Genomic DNA, 17,579 nt, shown 5'->3' with positions numbered 1-17,579 from the left:
TCTCTGACGGCGTGGCAGGATTCCTGGCGTGGCGACCAGTACCAGCAGGACCGACTGTCGCGCTCTCAGCGCGCCGCCCACACCAGGCCGCGGCGAAATATCGTTCGCATCTGCGGCACCGCGAACTCCCTGACGGCATGTCCGAGTGCCGAATAGAACACCCTTCCCTTGCCGTGCCGGCGCTTCCAGACGACCGGCATGACCACGCCTTCTATCCAGGACGCGTGCTCGCCGGAGAAGGTGGTGGTCGCCAGCACCTCATTCGATGGATCCACATGCATGTAGTACTGCTCGGAGCGGTACGGGAAATCATCGATGCCGTTCATGATCGGATCGTCGCGCCTGATGATGTTGACCCGGTAGTCGATGATGTTGCCTGGGTGGGCCACCCACTGACCGCCGCACATGAACTGGTATTCCGTGGCTTCACGAAAGGCATCGCACATGCCGCCGTGATAGCCGCCAAGGCCGACACCGCCCTCGACTGCCTTTGTCAGGTTGAGCTCCTCGTTCTTCGCAAGCTTGGCCATCGTGTAGATCGGGACGATCAGGCTCAGATCGGCGATCGCCGGGTCGGCGAATATCTCGGTCGTGGTTTCGACGCGCACGCCAAACCCTTCCTCTTCGAGCATCGCCTTGACGACGCGCGCACCTTCTTCCGGCTCGTGTCTATCCCAGCCGCCCCATACGATCAGCGCTTGCCGCATATTCTTCTCCGTCAGTTGGTGCATGAAGACTGTCAGCAAGATGATCGATGAAACAAGAGCTGTACGAAATTAGTGGTGAGGGGTTTGAATTTGGCAGTTTGCACAGCACAGCCCAACGCCGCGCTAGACGGCCACGGTTCAGTGGATCGCCGCATTCTTTTGCGTGGCGCGGGTCAGGTTGGCGACGTTCATGGCAACCGATGCCAACAGCGCAAAAGCCATGCTTGATGCCGATAGGCTCGGCACTGCAAGGGTGGTGATCTGCCCCTTAGAACCACCGCCGCTCAGGTTCGGAACTCTTTGCAATCACAATTCCCAAGACAACACCGAGCACGCCGCCAAGCATCATCGCCGAAGATATTGTGCCTGGATTCTGCTGGACAGTTTCAGTCACGGTGTGCGCCTGGCTACGCAATTGCCGGGCTGCGCGCGAGGCCCGTTCGGCTGCGCTGTCGTACCAGCCCTCTGCCTCCTCGGCGCGGTCGGAAAGGGTCCGATTTATTTTCGTGATCTCGCGGCGAAGCTCAGCGATCTGCTTCTTCATCGCCTCCTGGGCTTCGTTTGCCGCCTTTGAGGCGCCTGCGTTGTTAGGGGTTTCGGCCATTGGATCTCTCCCTTTGGTATCAGACAGGGGAACGGTCGCAGGCGCGCAGGGTTCCTTGTCTTGGAAAACAGCACCGTTGATTGCGTTATCAAGCATTCCCCTGCACGCGCGTGTGGCGAGCGATGATCCTCTCCTCGTCGGTCGCGACGACGCGTATTTCGACCTTGCTGTCCGATCGGCTTATGATCTCGGCATGAGAGCCATTGGATGGCTCGTCGATCGCCACGCCAAGCCAATGAAGCCTTTCGCATATTGCCTTGCGGACCGGCGCTGAGCGCTCGCCGATGCCGGCGGTGAACACGAGGCATTCGAGACCGCCCAACGTGTTGGCGAGTGCGGCAACTTCCCTTGCGGCCCGGAAAGCAAAAAGATCTACCGCTTCGCGGGCGTGGGGATCGTCGCTCGCTTGCAGCGTGCGCATGTCGCCCGAGATGCCGGATATTCCGAGCAGCCCGGATTCCTCATAGAGCATGTGCTGCAGAGCCTCCCCCGCGATACCTCTCTCCAGGATGAAGTACAAAAGCACGCCCGGATCGATAGCGCCGCAACGCGTGCCCATGACCAGGCCGTCGAGCGCGGAAAAGCTCATCGTCGTATCGACGCTTCTTCCGTCGCGCATGGCGCACAGGCTCGCTCCGTTGCCGAGATGGGCGACGATCGTCCGCTTCGCTGCAAGACCGGGCGCTATCTCCTTGAGCCGCCCGGCGATGTATTCGTAGGAAAGACCATGAAACCCGTAGCGGCGGATTCCGTCCTCATCAAATCTACGCGGCAGCGCGAAGCGGCTCACGATCGGATCGATCGTCTGATGGAAGGCTGTGTCGAAACATCCGACCTGCGGCAGATCCGGCCGCAGCGCCGCAAGTGTGCGGATCGGCGCGAGACTGCGAGGCTGATGCAGCGGAGCAAGCGGCGTCAGCCTATCCAACGCCTCGATCACGTGAGGCGTCAGGCGGACGGGTTCGACGAAGTCGCGCCCGCCATGCACGATGCGGTGTCCGGCGGAGACCAGTTTTCTGCCGCCAACTTCGCTCTCGATCCAGTCGAGCAACGCGTCGATGCCCGCATTGCGCGCGTCTCCAGCAAGCGGCCGATCACACTGCACTGTTCCATCGGCCGCTTTCACGCTGAGCCTCGGCGCATTGCCCAGGTCCAGCGTACCACGCGAGACGAGTTGCAGTTCTGCCGACGGTTCAAGGTCATATAGTCCGAACTTGATACTGGAGGAGCCGGCGTTCAGTGCAAGAATTGCGTGTCGCATCAATCGGCAACCTTCGTCGCACTGTTATCAGGCCAGTTCCACTTCTGAATCTCGGGCATGTCTTCGCCGTACTCGCGGACATAAGCCTTGTGTTCCGCAAGCTTCCCGTGAAGTTCGGCGGCAAGATTTTTCGCCCGTTCGGCGAGACCTGGCACGCGTTCGATCGCGGCGAGCGCCAGGTGAAAACGGTCAAGTTCATTGAGTACGACCATGTCGAACGGCGTGGTGGTGGTGCCTTCCTCGCGAAAACCGTGCACGTGCATGTTGTCATGGTTGGCGCGTCGGTAGGTCAGCCGGTGGATGAGGTAGGGATAGCCGTGATAGGCGAAGATGACCGGCCTGGTTTTCGTGAACAGCGCGTCGAAATCCTCATCGGTGAGGCCATGCGGATGCTTTGAATTCGACTGCAGCGTCATCAGGTCGACCACATTGACGACGCGAACCTTCAGGTCTGGAAGCGCCGAACGCAAAATGTCGGTGGCAGCGAGCGTCTCCAGTGTCGGCACGTCGCCGGCGCAGGCCATCACCACATCCGGATCCTCGCCCTTGGCAACCGTTCCGGCCCATTCCCAGATCCCCGCCCCCGCCCTGCAGTGGGTTTCTGCGTCTTCGACAGACAGCCATTGCGGCGCCGGCTGCTTGCCGGCGGTGATGACGTTGATGCGGTTGTAGGTTCTCAGGCAATGGTCGGTGATCCAGAGCAGCGTGTTGGCATCTGGCGGGAAATAAAGCCTGACGGTATCGGCCTTCTTGTTGGCGACAAAATCGGCAAAGCCCGGATCCTGGTGACTGAAGCCGTTGTGATCCTGCCGCCAGACATGAGAGGTCAGCAGGTAATTGAGTGAAGCGATCGCCTTGCGCCAGGCAAGCTCGCGGGATGTCTTCAGCCATTTCGCATGCTGGTTGACCATGGAATCGACGATGTGGATGAACGCCTCGTAACAGGAAAACAGGCCATGCCGGCCGGTCAGCAGATAGCCCTCCAGCCAACCCTGGCAGAGATGCTCGCTGAGCACTTCCATGACACGGCCGTCACGGGAGAGTTGGACGTCGTAGGGCTCGATCCGCTGCGTCCAGACCCGGTCCGTAACCTCGAAGACGTCGTCAAGGCGGTTGGAGGACGTCTCATCAGGCCCCATCAGCCGGAAATTTCTGGCATCCGCATTCAGGCGTATGATGTCGCGGAGATAGCTTCCGAGAACCCGCGTCGCCTCGGCTGTGGCACCTCCCGGACGCGGCACGTCGAGCGCCAGGCTTTTCCAATCGGGAAGCACGAGGTCGCGCTTCAGCAATCCGCCATTGGCATAGGGGGTTGCGCCCATGCGCTTTGACCCGGTTGGCGCAAGCGCCGCCAACTCTGGAAGCAGATGCCCGCTGTTGTCGAACAGCTTTTCCGGCTCGTAGCTCCGCATCCAGTCTTCGAGGATCTTGAGGTGCGCCTCGTCGCCGCGCGCGTTCGACACCGGAACTTGATGCGAGCGCCAGAAATCCTCGACCTTCTTGCCGTCGACCTCCTTCGGTCCGGTCCACCCCTTCGGGCTGCGCAGCACGATCATCGGCCACAGCGGACGCTCTCCCTGCCAGCCCGACGCTCGGGCGCGCTTCTGGATGGAGCGGATTCTGTCCAGCGCGGTGTCCAGCTTGGTGGCCATCAACCGATGCATGGGAATCGGCTCGTGTCCTTCGACGAAAAGTGGTTCGTAGCCATAGCCGGCGAACAGGCCCCGCAATTCCACGTCATCCATGCGGGCAAGGATCGTCGGGTTGGCGATCTTGTAGCCGTTGAGATGCAGGATCGGCAGCACGGCGCCGTCGGATGCCGGATTGAGGAACTTGTTGGAGTGCCATGCCGCCGCGAGCGGACCGGTCTCCGCTTCACCGTCGCCGACGACGCAGGCGACCACCAGATCAGGATTGTCGAAGGCCGCGCCGAAGGCATGGACCAGCGCATATCCCAGTTCTCCGCCTTCATGGATCGAGCCGGGCGTTTCCGGAGCAGCGTGGCTCGGCACTCCACCGGGGAAGGAGAATTGCCGGAAGAGTTTCCTCAGGCCGTCTTCGCCCTGGCCGATCTCAGGATAGATCTCGCTGTAGGTGCCCTCAAGCCACGTGTTCGCCACCATCGCCGGGCCGCCATGACCTGGGCCGCAGATAAACAGAACGTCGAGACCGCGTTCCCGGAGAACGCGGTTCAGGTGGACGTAGATGAAGTTGAGGCCAGGTGTCGTGCCCCAATGGCCGAGCAGCCGCGGCTTGACGTGCTCGGCTTTCAGGGGCTCGCGCAGCAGCGGATTGTCCATCAGATAGATCTGGCCAACCGAAATATAGTTCGCGGCCCGCCAATAACGGTCCATGAGATCGACCTGATAAAGGCCTGTTGTGGTCGCAGCTCTCTGAGCCTCGTCGTTCATGGAAAAGTCTCCAGATGCATTCGCCCGTCGATATCTGGAGTGAGATCGCCTCGGAGAAAGGATTTTCACGGAAATAAGTTCGGCTGGAGCCGCCATCCGCGCCTGCCAATCGCTCTTTTGCAGGAACCTGGAAGCTCGCCAACGGTTAAGGAGACGAGCCGCCGAAATGAGATCAAGCGCTGCCGAGCGGAGTGCACGCGATCGAGGGATTGTCGCCGGGGAGCCGTTAGGCACGATTGGGGGGACAATGAGTGCGGAGGACCGCCAGCCCGAAAGAGGAGCAAAAGATGCTCGATCTTCCCGATGCACGCGACCGAATGGTCGAAGTCCAGCTCAGCCGCCGTGGCATCCATGACCGCGAGGTGCTGGAAGCGATGCGTGAGGTTCCACGCGAGGCTTTCGTCGCACCCGGCTTTGAAGAATTCGCCTACGAGGATGGGCCGCTGCCGATCGCCGAAGGTCAGACGATATCGCAGCCCTACATCGTCGCCTTGATGATCGAGATGGCAGAGATCGGACCGGGCGACCATGTCCTGGAGGTTGGCACCGGCTCAGGGTACGCGGCTGCCGTGATGAGCCGGATCGTCGAACGCGTCTACACGATCGAACGCCACGCCGGGTTGGCCGAAACGGCGAGACAGCGGTTCGAAGAGCTTGGCTATGACAATATCGAAGTCCGCACCGGCGATGGCACCAAAGGCTGGCCCGACGCAGCGCCCTTCGACGCCATTGTGGTCGCCGCCGGCGGACCCGGTGCGCCGCTTGCCCTTCAGGAACAGCTCGACGTCGGCGGCAGGCTCGTCATCCCGGTCGGCGACGAACCGCATGATCAGCGCCTTCTCAAGGTCACCCGAACTGGCGCTGCAACTTACAGCGAGGAGGATTTCGGCGGCGTGCGGTTTGTCCCGCTCATCGGCGAGCAGGGCTGGCCCGAGAGCGGCAGCCGTACCGCGGATCGTCGGTCCGGACCCGCACGCACGCGCAGCCTGCCGGAGATGATCGCGGCAGCGGCCGAACCGCTGCCGGATTTCGACGATCCGGCGTTCGGCGAATTGTTCGACCGGTTTGGCGACCGGCGCGTCGTCCTGCTTGGTGAAGCGAGCCACGGTACGTCGGAGTTCTACCGGGCTCGTGCGGAGATCACCCGCAGGCTTATCGAGAAGCACGGCTTCACCATCGTCGCGGTCGAAGCCGATTGGCCTGACGCAGCGGCGATTGACCGCCACGTCCGCCATCGGCCGTCGCGGGCTGACGCCGATCCGCCGTTCCAGCGGTTTCCCACCTGGATGTGGCGCAACACCGACGTTGCCGCGTTTGTCGACTGGATGCGACAACACAATGAGCGGATCAGGATATCGTCCCGGCTGGCGGGCTTCTATGGCCTCGACATCTACAATATGAGCGGATCGATCGGCGCGGTTCTGCAATATCTCGATCGGGTCGATCCGCAGGCAGCAAAGATCGCGCGTGAACGCTATGGCTGCCTGACGCCTTGGCAACACGAACCATCCACCTACGGCCGCGTCGCGCTCACATCGGGTTTCGAGAAATGCGAGCAGGCCGTGCTTGAACAATGCCGCGAACTGCTTGCCAAGCAGCTCGACTATGCGCAGCAGGACGGCGTTGATTTTCTAGATGCCACCCAGAATGCCCGGCTGATCGCTTCCGCGGAACGCTACTATCGGATCATGTACTATGGCGGCGCGCAGTCCTGGAACCTGCGCGACACCCATATGTTTGAGACACTCGAGCATCTGCTGGAAGCCCGCGGGCCGAACGCCAAGGCGGTCGTGTGGGCGCATAACTCCCACATCGGAGATGCACGCTATACCGAAATGGGGATTATCAGGGACGAAGTAAACATCGGCCAGCTCTGCCGCCAGCGTTTCGGCGACGAGGCGGCCTTGATCGGGCTCAGTACGCATTCCGGGACAGTGGCCGCGGCCTCCGACTGGGACAGCGAGATGGAAATCAAGCGGGTGCGGCTCTCGCATAGCGATAGCTACGAGCGGCTTTGCCATGATTGCGGCGTCTCGCGTTTCCTGCTCGACATCAAGCGCGACGACGATCTTCGCGATCGGCTTCTGGAGCGCCGGCTGGAGCGCTTCATCGGCGTAATTTATCGGCCGGAAACCGAACTGCGCAGCCATTACGCGGCTGCCTCTCTTTCCCAGCAGTTTGACGCCTTCGTCTGGTTTGACGAAACCGTCGCGGTGACGCCGCTTGGGCCGGAGCATATGGGAGCGGGCGTTCCCGACACCTATCCGTTCGGGCTTTAGCCCGTCTCGGACAACGCCGCATCAAGGTGAGTTTCGGCGGAACATTCGTCGCGCCCTGCTGTTTTCTACAACAGGACCCTTTTCGAAGGAGTTTTGCCATGAGCGGAACCAAACATCCAAAGTGGAAAAAGCCGAGCGATGCCGATTTGAGGAACAATCCCGGTATCGGGACCTCCAAGGGCACGATCAAGGAAGGCGACGAACTCTTACTCGAAGGCGAAAACACGATCGAAGGCGATGTCGAGAACGACACCAACGCCCTTGGCGGGATCAATCCAAGGCAAAAGATGCGGACGAACAAGTAGCGTCGCTGCGTGTTACGAGGCAAGGGTCAGGGAGGAGCACATGCGCGCATTTATGATTGTCGCGGCGCGGAGGAAATGTGAAGCAACCTTCGAAGAGTATCCCATGACCGATCCTGATCCTGATCCGAACAATCCCGTGCCGATACCGGATAATCCGAATCCTGAGCCTGCCCGGCCGCCTGCTCCGCCGGAAACTCCGCCGGATGAGCCTCCGGGCGTTCCTCCGCCTTCGCCCGATCCCGTTCCCAGCCCGCAAAGGCAGCCCGTCGAAATTCCTCCCGAGACACCATCCGAGATTCCGACGAAACCGACCTTCCCGGGTCCGACGGCCAGAGCATCGGACCCAAGAGTGGAAACCCGGCTGTAGAACGCCGCCGTCGCCGGCCCAGGTTCTGGTCATTCCCCGATTTGGCTGGTCGAACGTTCGTTGAGCGTCCCGCCCGTTTGCGCATCGATCGCCGCCAGGCTGACCTCATAGCCCCACAGGGTGCGGATATGGCGGAGGGTGGCGTCGCGACTGGCCTCCTCCAGCATGATGCCGTTCTTCACCTTGTGCTCCAGCCGCAATTGTCGGTCACCGAGCAGATCAACATCCACCACTTGAATATCCGGCCGGCTCGCACCGATGTCGTAGCTCTGGGCGAGCCCGGCGCGTATCTTTTCGTAGCCACGCTCATTGTGGATCGACGCGACTTCGTAATGCGGTTCGCTAGCGGCATCGGCGAGGATAAAGAACCGCCATTTCCGCATCAGGGCGGGGCTCAGATACTGGCGGATGAATGATTCGTCGCGATGGTTCGCCCACGCGTCGAGCAGGGTTTCGCGCCAATTGCCGTTGCCGGCGATATCGGGGAACCAGTCACGATCCTCGGCGGTGGGCTCAGTCGATATGCGCTGAATGTCCTGCATCATGTCGAGGCCCAAGGCATAAGGATTGATGCCGGAAAAACGCGGATCGTCGAAGCCTGGCTGAAAGATCACGTTCGAATGGTTGCGCAGGATTTCCAGCATCGCGCCTTCATTGATCAGGCCGCGATCGAACAGCATGTTCATGAGTGTGTAGTGCACGAAAGTGGCGCAGCCTTCGTTCATTACCTGCGTTTGCCGCTGCGGATAGAAGTATTGCGCGACGACCCGGACGATCCTGATGATTTCACGCTGCCAAGGCTCCAGGACCAGGCTGTTTTTTTCCAGGAAGTAGAGCAGGTTCTCCTCGGGCAGGTTGAGCGTTTTCTTCCGCTCTGCGATGCCGGTGTCCGTTTCGTTGGCCTTGGTCCCGTCCTTCGACGGCGGGAGCGTGCGCCACAGATCGTTGTAGGAACGCTCTTCGTACTCCAGGCGCTCACGAACGCCTTCTCGCTGCCGCTCCGACGAGAGCTTCGGCGGTCGGCGGTATCTGAACACGCCCTGTTCCATCAGCGCGTGGGCCGCATCGAGGATTGCCTCCACCGCGGCGACGCCGTGCCGCTCCTCGCAACGGGCAATGTAACCCTTGGCGAAGTCCAGATAGCCCAGAATAGCGCTGGCATCCGTCCATTGCCGGAACAGATGATTGTTCTTGAAAAAATGATTGTGACCAAGCGCTGCATGAGCTGTCACCAGGGCCTGCAGGGCCATGGTGTTTTCCTCCATCAGGTAGACGATGCAAGGATTGGAATTGATCACCAGTTCATAGGCGAGCCCCCGCCCGCCTTTGCGATAGAGCAATTCCTGGTAGAGAAAATGCTTGCCGAAGGACCAGTGGCGATACATCAGCGGCATGCCGACCGAGGAATAGGCGTCGAGCATCTGCTGGGACGAGATGATCTCCATCTGCACCGGATAGACGTCGAGGTGAAGCTCTTCGATCGCGAGCGCCTCGATCGCCTGGTAGGCGCGCGACAGTGTCTTGAAATCCCAGTCAGACCCTGAAAAGAGCAATCCTGATTTGCTGGTTTGGCCTGATTTGCTGGTTTGGCCTGATTTGCTGGTTTGGCCGGATTTGCCGGTCTGGTTCGCCATCGGCTCCCCTCAAGCGCTTTTCTGGAAGATCGGCTGCCTGGCAAAGAGCTGGCGAAAGACCGGATAGATGTCGGATGCGTTGGCGATACGGCTCATCTGGAAATTCGGCCATCTCTGGTTGACAGCGCTGTAGGCGCGCCACAGCGAGGTTCCATTGTCGGTGCTGCCGAAAATATGGCTCTCACGTTCGTCGATGATCTCGACATAGGCGAAATACTGGCACAGGCGCATGATCTGGCCGTCCATCAGGCCGATGCAGCGCTCGGAATCGGTTACGAAATTGTCGCCGTCCGATGCCTGGGCGGCATAGATGTTCCACTCGTTGCTGGGATAGCGTTGCTCGATAATGCGGCGCATCTCCTCAAGTGCCGTGGAAACGACCGTACCGCCGCTTTGCGTATTGTAGAAGAAGGTTTCCTCGTCCACCTCCTGCGCCTCGTGCGTATGGCGGATGAAGACGATTTCGGTTCGGTCGTAGCGCCGTTTCAGGAACAGGTGCAGCAGCACGAAGAAGCGCTTAGCCAGATCCTTCTCGCGTTCGCCCATCGAGCCGGATACGTCCATGAGACAGAACATGACCGCATTGGCATTCGGCACGGGCTGGGCGTCAAAACGGTTGAAGCGGATGTCGACGGGATCGACATAGGCGATCCGCTTGCGGCGGCGCTCAAGTCGCTCAAGCTCTTCCCGCAACGCTGCGATGCGTTGGCGTACCGGCCCCGCGCTCTGGGGCTCTGCCTCCAGGATTGCGAGTTGCTCCGCAATCGCATCAAGCTCCTCCTGCTTCGGGCGCCTGAGCGCAATCCGGCGACCATGGCTGTTTCGCATCGTGCGACCGACATTGATGTTGGTCGGCGAACCGGTCGCGGCGAACCCTGCGCGGCGCGGCTTGAAGGCAAGTATCTCCTTGAGGTTGAGCTTGACCATGTCGGGAAGTTCGAGATCCTCGAAGAAGAGGTCGAGCACCTCCTCGCGCGAGAGCACGAAACGAAAATCGTCCTCCGAGACCGTTTTCCCGGGAGACGAACCGCCGCCGCCCTGACCGGGCTTGGGAACCCGGTCGCCCGGGGCGAAATGCTTATTGCCCGGCAGGATGTGCTGCCGCCTGCCGCTGTCTTTCGCATCGCTGAAGCTCGGCTCGGCTGTGCCCCTCGCCGGCATCGACACGGCGTGTTCGCTGTCGACATCAGCGATCTTGCCGGTACGAATCCGATCCCGGATGCTTCGCTTCAGCTCTTCGCGCGCACGCTTCAGGAAGCGCTGGCGGTTGCCGAGGCTCTTGTCCTTCGGGTTCAGTCGGCGATCGACAAAGATCGGCATGGAACCACCCCGGCCGGACTCAGCCCGCCTTGTTCACCCGCATGTACCAGTCCACCAGCCGGCGGACCTGACGTTCGGTGTAACCGCGTCCGACCATCCGATGCACGAACTCGGTATGCCGTTTCTCCGTTACGCTGTCCTGCTTGGAGCCGAAGCTGATCACCGGGAGCAGATCCTCGACTTGGCCGAACATCCGCTTCTCGATGACTTCGCGCAGCTTTTCATAACTTGTCCATGAGGGGTTGCGGCCATTGTTCCTCGCCCGGGCGCGCAACGCGAACTTCACGACCTCATTGCGGAAGTCCTTGGGATTGGCAATGCCGGCCGGCTTTTCGACTTGCGACAGTTCGTTGTCCAATACCTCGCGGTTGAGGATCTGGCCTGTATCGGGGTCTTTGTAGTCCTGATCCTCGATCCAGGCATCGGCGTAGGCGATGTAGCGGTCGAACAGGTTCTGGCCGTATTCGCTGTAGGACTCCAGATAGGCCTTCTGAATCTCATGGCCGATGAACTCGGCATAACGCGTCGCCAGTTCCGACTTTATGAAGTCGAGATAGGCGGCCTCCGTTTCCTTCGGGAACTGCTCGCGCTTGATGGCCTCCTCCAGAATGTACATCAGATGCACAGGATCGGCGGCCACTTCCTTGGTGTCGTAGTTGAATGTCTGCGACAGGATCTTGAAAGCAAAGCGCGTGCTGACGCCGGTCATGCCCTCGTCGACACCGGCGGCATCGCGGTATTCCTGAACCGACTTCGCCTTGGGATCTATGTCCTTGAGGTTCTCGCCGTCATAAACGCGCATCTTCGTGTAAAGTGGCGAATTGTCGTGCTCGGCCAGACGGGTCGAGACGGTGAACCGGCTGAGAATGTCCAGCACCTCCGGTGCACAGGGACTGGAAGCCAATTCGCTTTCGCGCAGCAGCTTTTCGTAGATCTGCCTTTCTTCGGTGACCTGCAGGCAGTACGGCACCTTGACCACCAGGATGCGGTCGAGGAACGCCTCGTTGTTCTTGTTGTTCTTAAACTGCAGCCATTCCGACTCGTTGGAATGGGCTACGACGATGCCCTGATAAGGGAAAGATCCGAAGTTCTCCGTACCGTTGTAGCTGCCTTCCTGGGTAGCGGTCAGCAACGGATGGAGGACTTTGATCGGCGCCTTGAACATCTCGACGAACTCAAGCAACCCTTGCGTGGTCCGGTTCAGTCCGCCGCTGTAGGAATAGGCGTCCGGATCGGATTGGCTGAAATTCTCGAGTTGTCGTATATCGACCTTGCCGACCAGGGCCGAAACGTCCTGGTTGTTCTCATCGCCTGGCTCGGTCTTGGCGATGCCGATCTGGCGCAGCCGCGAAGGCATCAGCTTCACGACGCTGAACTTGGAGATGTCGCCGGACAGTTCATCGAGGCGCTTGGCCGCCCACGGGGAGATCAGGCCGTTCAGCCGGCGCCGCGCGATGCCGTATTTGTCCTCCAAAAGGTCGCCCATGCGGTCAGGATTGAAAAGCCCGAGCGGCGATTCGAAAACCGGGCTGATCTGGCCGCCCACCTTCAGCGTATAGATCGGACGCTGCTCCATCAGCTTCTTCAGCCGTTCGGCGAGCGAGGACTTACCGCCGCCGACAGGGCCAAGCAGATAGAGGATCTGCTTGCGTTCCTCGAGCCCTTGAGAGGCATAGCGGAAATAGCCGGCTATGCGCTCGATCGTGTCCTCCATGCCATAAAACTCGGAGAAGGTGGGATAGACCTTGATTGTCCTGTTGGCGAAAATGCGGCCGAGCCGCTCATCCATGCTGGTGTCGATCAGGGTAGGCTCGCCGATCGCCTCGACCATCCGTTCGGGCGCCGAGGCATACATCGATTTATCCTCGCGGCAGGCAAGGAGATATTGCTGGATGCTTATCTCCTCCTGCGCCGCATTCGTGTAAATCTCCGAAAACAGATCGAAGACGTCGGACTGGTTCTCGCGCATGGTATCCTCGCCCCGGCCGGTCTGGTTGCTCTCGCCCTTCATTCAACTATCGGAAAGCCTTTGTGGTTCCCTATCATCACGTAGTGCGTCTGCGACCGGATGTTAGGGGTCGAGACAGATATAGTGAACGCCTGAAAGCCAGCCAGCGAATGGCTCGCACAATGGAACGTTTCCGAGGGATATCCATTCTTCCATCAGCGCGTGCCGAGTGCAACAGCCCGTCGCGAACACTGTTTTTCTGGAGGAATGAACCAGGCCGCCTGCTCTCAGCAGTTGAGTTGGCGGCGCACAGGTCATTCGGTGTCCACCCCTGGACCGGAAGGGAGCAACGGTTTCGCTCCTTCTGGCAACGAGGGAAAGGAGATGTTCCATGTTCGAGAACAGTATGTGGTTGATCGTCGTTGCTGGCGGCCCGCTACTGCTAGCAATCGTGATCGCTTACGCACTCCTCACGTGGCGCCGTCGGGGGCCTGCAGAGCGCAGAGAAAGCGATCGGGCCACTGAGCGACTGTATCGCGAGGAAAAGGATCGGCCGGGCCGAGGCAGCTGAGAACCGTATCGAGAGCTCAGACTTTTGTCTTGTTGCTGCTAAACTCCAACACTTTCGGGCCAAAGCGCCTGGATCTGCTTCGGCAACGCGTCTCGCACCTTGACCAACTGGCCGAAGTCGACATGCCTGGCGAGAACTTTGAACACGGATCTCGTCGCATCCTCGGGATTCACGGGTCGAGTGGATTTCATCTCCTCGGCCACCCGCTTCAGGAAATCCTCCAATGAACGGCTGCTGGTCGGCAGATCACCCGGCCGATACCGATCATAGTAGGCGCCACGCACGAGAAGCGGCAGCTCCGCCCTCAAATTGGCAGCCAGTTCGATCTGCAGCCAATCCCGCAAGGTGCGTCAAACAGCTCCCAGCACATGCCAGGCAACGCGCCTATCGGGCCCGTAATCGGCCATGATCTCGTCCAGCCAGATGTCTGTCGTCTGCAGGGTTTTTGTCTTCCAAGCCGGTTGCGCTCATCGTCGCCCGCTTTGGCATGGACAATCCCAAGGCTCGCCCCCAACATTCGCCCTAACGCTAACCTATGACGGGCAAACGGGGATCGAGCGCAATTGTTTCGTCACTCGTTGAAAAATTGCCCAAATAGTAACGGCGAATGCAGCTAGTTCGAAAGCTCAGTTGCCCGGAACCTTCCGCCCCTCTCGCCGGTTTACGGCGGAGGGGTTGTAAATGGGTCAATATTTCAGCCTGTCCGCTGCGTCATTATCGCTGGCGAGCGGCTTTGCCGGCGCCCGGTCGGTACTTGAGCCCGCGGGAGCGGAAGCGCAGCAGATAGCCATACTGTTTTGGATAATGCTAAGTGGCGGCGCCGTCATCTGGCTGGGCGTGGTCGGCGTGCTTCTTCATTCAGCCCTATTCAACCGCCGCAGGCTGGCCGAAAAGTCTGCCAGCAGGATCATCCTTTGGGGCGGCGTGGTCTTCCCGTCGGTCACGCTTTGTGTCCTGCTCGCCTATGCACTGTGGCTGATGCCCGGCCTTCAGCCCTTCGCCCAGGCGGGCGCCGCCGGCCTGCGGATTGAAATCACCGGCAGGCAGTTCTGGTGGGAAGTTGTCTACCGCCCAGCTCAGGGACCGCCGGTCGCGTCCGCCAACGAGGTCAGGCTGCCGGTCGGCGAGCGCGTCGAATTCACCCTGAAAAGCGCCGATGTGATCCATTCCTTCTGGATCCCACCGCTCGGCGGCAAGATGGACATGATCCCCGGTCGCACCAACAGGCTTTCGCTTATGGCTACGAAACCCGGCATCTTCCGCGGGCCCTGTGCGGAATATTGCGGCACGTCTCACGCGCTGATGGCGTTCTCGGCCGTGGCGATGGAGCCCGAAGCATTCCGGTCCTGGCTCGCCGCCCAGGCAATTCCCGCGGAAGGCGCCGGCGCGAGCGGCGGCGCGCTGTTTCTGCGCCATGGCTGCGGGTCCTGCCATTTCGTCGCGGGCACGGATGCGCGCGGCCTGATCGGCCCGGATCTTTCGCATCTCGGTTCCCGCGCCACCGTCGGAGCCGGCATCCTGCCCAACACCGAAGACGCCGTCGCCCGCTTCATCGCCCGGTCCGAACTAATCAAGCCCGGCTCCAGGATGCCGGCCTTCGACATGTTGCCGCCGGACGACATTCGCGCCATCGCCGCCTGGCTGAGAGGCCTGCAATGAGCGCTGCGATCAAGAAGCGCTCGCCGGAGGAATACACGGCGCAGGAGGAGCGGCTGCGCGCCGTCTGGGCCAATCCGGCCGGCTGGCGCTACTGGACCTCGGTGAACAATTTCCAGATCGGCCTCTGGTACGGCTCGGCGGCTTTCGCCTTCATGCTGTTCGCCGGCGCGCTCGCGCTGCTGATGCGCCTGCAGCTCGCCGTGCCCGACAACGACTTCCTGTCGGCCGACTTCTTCAACCAGGCTTTCACCCTGCACGGTACGGTGATGATGTTCCTGTTCGCGGTGCCGATCTTCGAGGCAGTCGCGATCTTCCTCCTACCGCCGATGCTGGGCGCGCGCGAGATGCCGTTTCCGCGCCTGGGGGCGTTCAGTTTTTGGAGCTTTTTCCTCGGCGGTATCTTCGTCTGCGGCTCCATCTTCTTCAACGCGGCGCCGTCGGCAGGCTGGTTCATGTATCCGCCGCTCGCCACCGACAAGGAGTTCTCCGGCATCGGCGCTGACATCTGGCTGCTCGGCCTTTCCTTCATCGAAGTCGCCTCGATCGCGGCTGCCGTCGAGCTCATCGTCGGCATCATGAAATGCCGCGCGCCGGGCATGCGCATCAACCTGATGCCGCTCTTCGCCTGGTACCTGTTGATCGTTGCTGGAATGATCCTGTTCGCCTTCCCGCCGCTGATCGCCGGCGACCTCCTGTTCGAGATGGAACGGATGTTCGATTGGCCGTTCTTTGACGCAGCGCGCGGCGGCGACCCGCTGCTGTGGCAGCATCTGTTCTGGATATTCGGCCATCCGGAAGTCTACATCATCTTCCTGCCGGCTATCGCGCTGATGGCGATGATCGTGCCGACTTTTTCCCAGCGTCCAATCGTCGGTTATTCCTGGATCGTGCTCGCGGCAGTGGGAACGGGATTCCTTTCTTTCGGCCTGTGGGTACACCACATGTTTGCGACAGGCCTGCCGCAGATCTCGCTGGCCTTCTTCTCGGCGGCCTCCGAGGCGGTGGCGATCCCGACGGGCGTGCAGATCTTCGTCTTTATCGCCACCATGCTGGCCGGCCGGGTAATCTTCTCGACCCCGATGCTGTTCGGCACCGGAGGACTTGCCATCTTCGTTATTGGCGGACTGACGGGCGTGATGGTGGCGCTCGCACCATTCGACTGGCAGGCGCACGACACGTACTTTGTCGTCGCGCACCTCCATTATGTGCTGATCGGCGGCATGCTTTTCCCGGTCGTGGCCGGGCTCTACTACTATTACCCGCTGATCGACGCGAAGAAGCTCTCCGACCGTCTGGGACGGCTCGCCTTCTGGCTAATGTTCTGCGGCTTCAACATCGGCTTCTTCCCCATGCATCTGAGCGGCCTGCGCGGCATGCCCCGGCGCGTCTTCACCTATCCGGCCGAAATCGGCTGGGATTGGCTGAACCTGATCTCGACGGCCGGAGCCTTCATTTTCGCCGCGGGCGTGCTGGTGGTTGTCTTAGACGTGCTCAGGCCGAAGCACCGGGAGCCGCGCGACGAACTCAACCCGTGGAATGCTGGCACGTTGGAATGGATTTCCGAGCCGGAGGAGGACTGGGGCGTCCGCTCGATACCCATCGTGCGCAGCCGCTATCCCCTCTGGGACCAGAAGGATCTTGCGCGCGAGGTCAATGAAGGCCGCTGTTACCTGCCCGACGCGGAAGAGGGACGGCGCGAGGGACTAGTCACCTCCGTGCTCGACGCCGACCCCATCCAGGTGCTGCGCGTCGGCGGCAGTTCCCATGTCACCATCGTCTCGGCCCTTTCGCTCGGAGCCGCTTTCCTCGCGCTTACCTTCCACTGGTGGATCGTGACGGCGATGGCCGCAATCACCTGCTTTTGCGCCGTCATCTACTGGCTCTGGACGGGCACTGGCGAAATCCCCGAGAAGCCGGAAAAGGATGTCGGCCTGGGCCTCAGCCTGCCGCTTTATGCCTCCGGCCCCGATTCGGTCGGCTGGTGGGCGATGTTCATCACCATGGTGGGCGACGGCACGGCCTTCGCCAGCCTCGTCTTCGGCTATTTTTTTTACTGGACGATCCATGCCGACTTCACCGCGGGGATTGCCGGGCCTGATGCGATCTGGTCGCTGCTGGCTGCCGTTTTGTTCGCTGCAGCGTGGGGCCTGATGGTGGCGGCCCGCACGGTCAACAGGCGCGGCGCCACGGCCACTGTGCGCGGCTTGCTGGTAACGTCCCTGCTGACCACCGTTGCCGCGTCCGCCGCAGGCTTGGCCGCGCCGTGGTCTCCCGGCATGGACCCGACGCGCCAGGTCTATCCTGCAATCGTGTGGATTCTCGTGATCTGGGTGCTCGCTCATGCCGCGCTCGGCACGGTAATGCAGGCCTATTGCCTGGCCCGCTCTTTGGCCGGCCGACTGACGCCGAAACATGACATGGATCTAAGCAACGTGGTGCTCTACTGGCATTTTCTGCTGGTCACCGCCGTCATCACCTTCGCCATCATTGGCCTCTTTCCGGCAGCGACGTGA

General features: G+C 61.0%; 11 protein-coding genes and 1 pseudogene. 4 read left to right on the top strand and 8 right to left on the bottom strand.

Annotation, left to right across the window (positions count from 1 at the left end; genetic code table 11):
- Positions 1–65: 65 nt before the first annotated feature.
- From ACWTU8_RS02860 to ACWTU8_RS02845, 4 genes are all read right to left on the bottom strand, one after another.
- Positions 66–707 carry a ThuA domain-containing protein gene (locus ACWTU8_RS02860; protein ID WP_455848368.1) on the bottom strand — a complete coding sequence of 214 codons (642 nt, stop codon included), beginning with the start codon at positions 705–707 and terminating at the stop codon, positions 66–68.
- Between the two features lie 268 nt (positions 708–975).
- A complete protein-coding gene (locus ACWTU8_RS02855) occupies positions 976–1,407 on the bottom strand; it encodes a hypothetical protein (protein WP_455846953.1) in 432 nt (143 codons plus the stop codon).
- The gene (locus tag ACWTU8_RS02850; RefSeq protein ID WP_455846952.1) at positions 1,400–2,572 is read right to left on the bottom strand and encodes an acetate/propionate family kinase; all 1,173 of its coding nucleotides are present in this window, start codon (positions 2,570–2,572) and stop codon (positions 1,400–1,402) included. Before ACWTU8_RS02850 ends, ACWTU8_RS02855 begins: the two co-directional genes overlap by 8 nt.
- On the bottom strand, positions 2,572–4,983 hold the full coding sequence (locus tag ACWTU8_RS02845; protein ID WP_455846951.1) for a phosphoketolase family protein: 2,412 nt from the start codon (positions 4,981–4,983) through the stop codon (positions 2,572–2,574). Before ACWTU8_RS02845 ends, ACWTU8_RS02850 begins: the two co-directional genes overlap by 1 nt.
- 287 nt (positions 4,984–5,270) lie before the next feature.
- Between ACWTU8_RS02845 and ACWTU8_RS02840 the strand changes: the two genes are divergently transcribed.
- Together ACWTU8_RS02840 and ACWTU8_RS02835 are read left to right on the top strand one after the other, a co-directional pair.
- Positions 5,271–7,262, top strand: coding sequence for a protein-L-isoaspartate(D-aspartate) O-methyltransferase (locus tag ACWTU8_RS02840; RefSeq protein ID WP_455846950.1), 1,992 nt, complete (start codon positions 5,271–5,273; stop codon positions 7,260–7,262).
- Positions 7,263–7,360: 98 nt separating this feature from the next.
- Positions 7,361–7,567, top strand: a complete 207-nt coding sequence (locus tag ACWTU8_RS02835; RefSeq protein WP_029350518.1) for a hypothetical protein — start codon at positions 7,361–7,363, stop codon at positions 7,565–7,567.
- Positions 7,568–7,963: 396 nt separating this feature from the next.
- Here ACWTU8_RS02835 and ACWTU8_RS02830 read toward each other — a convergent pair whose 3' ends face one another.
- The 4 genes and pseudogenes from ACWTU8_RS02830 to ACWTU8_RS02815 form a co-directional block, all read right to left on the bottom strand.
- Positions 7,964–9,568 (bottom strand): SpoVR family protein, encoded by a 1,605-nt coding sequence (locus ACWTU8_RS02830; RefSeq protein WP_065009329.1) that lies wholly within the window; start codon positions 9,566–9,568, stop codon positions 7,964–7,966.
- 9 nt (positions 9,569–9,577) lie between these two features.
- Positions 9,578–10,888 carry a YeaH/YhbH family protein gene (locus ACWTU8_RS02825; RefSeq protein WP_455846949.1) on the bottom strand — a complete coding sequence of 437 codons (1,311 nt, stop codon included), beginning with the start codon at positions 10,886–10,888 and terminating at the stop codon, positions 9,578–9,580.
- Between the two features lie 19 nt (positions 10,889–10,907).
- On the bottom strand, positions 10,908–12,857 hold the full coding sequence (locus ACWTU8_RS02820; RefSeq protein WP_029350511.1) for a PrkA family serine protein kinase: 1,950 nt from the start codon (positions 12,855–12,857) through the stop codon (positions 10,908–10,910).
- Positions 12,858–13,445: 588 nt separating this feature from the next.
- Positions 13,446–13,878, bottom strand: a pseudogene (locus tag ACWTU8_RS02815) (DUF2267 domain-containing protein).
- 210 nt (positions 13,879–14,088) lie between these two features.
- On the opposite strand from ACWTU8_RS02815, the gene coxB reads away from it, so the two are divergent.
- Positions 14,089–15,066, top strand: a complete 978-nt coding sequence (coxB, locus tag ACWTU8_RS02810) for a cytochrome c oxidase subunit II (RefSeq protein WP_455846948.1) — start codon at positions 14,089–14,091, stop codon at positions 15,064–15,066.
- Positions 15,063–17,579, top strand: a complete 2,517-nt coding sequence (gene ctaD, locus ACWTU8_RS02805) for a cytochrome c oxidase subunit I (RefSeq protein ID WP_455846947.1) — start codon at positions 15,063–15,065, stop codon at positions 17,577–17,579. The genes coxB and ctaD overlap by 4 nt, the downstream gene beginning before the upstream one ends.

The organism is Mesorhizobium sp. BHbdii (assembly GCF_053848045.1).
The sequence above is the reverse complement of the archived record's forward strand: the minus strand, read 5'-3'. Positions and strand labels throughout refer to the sequence as shown.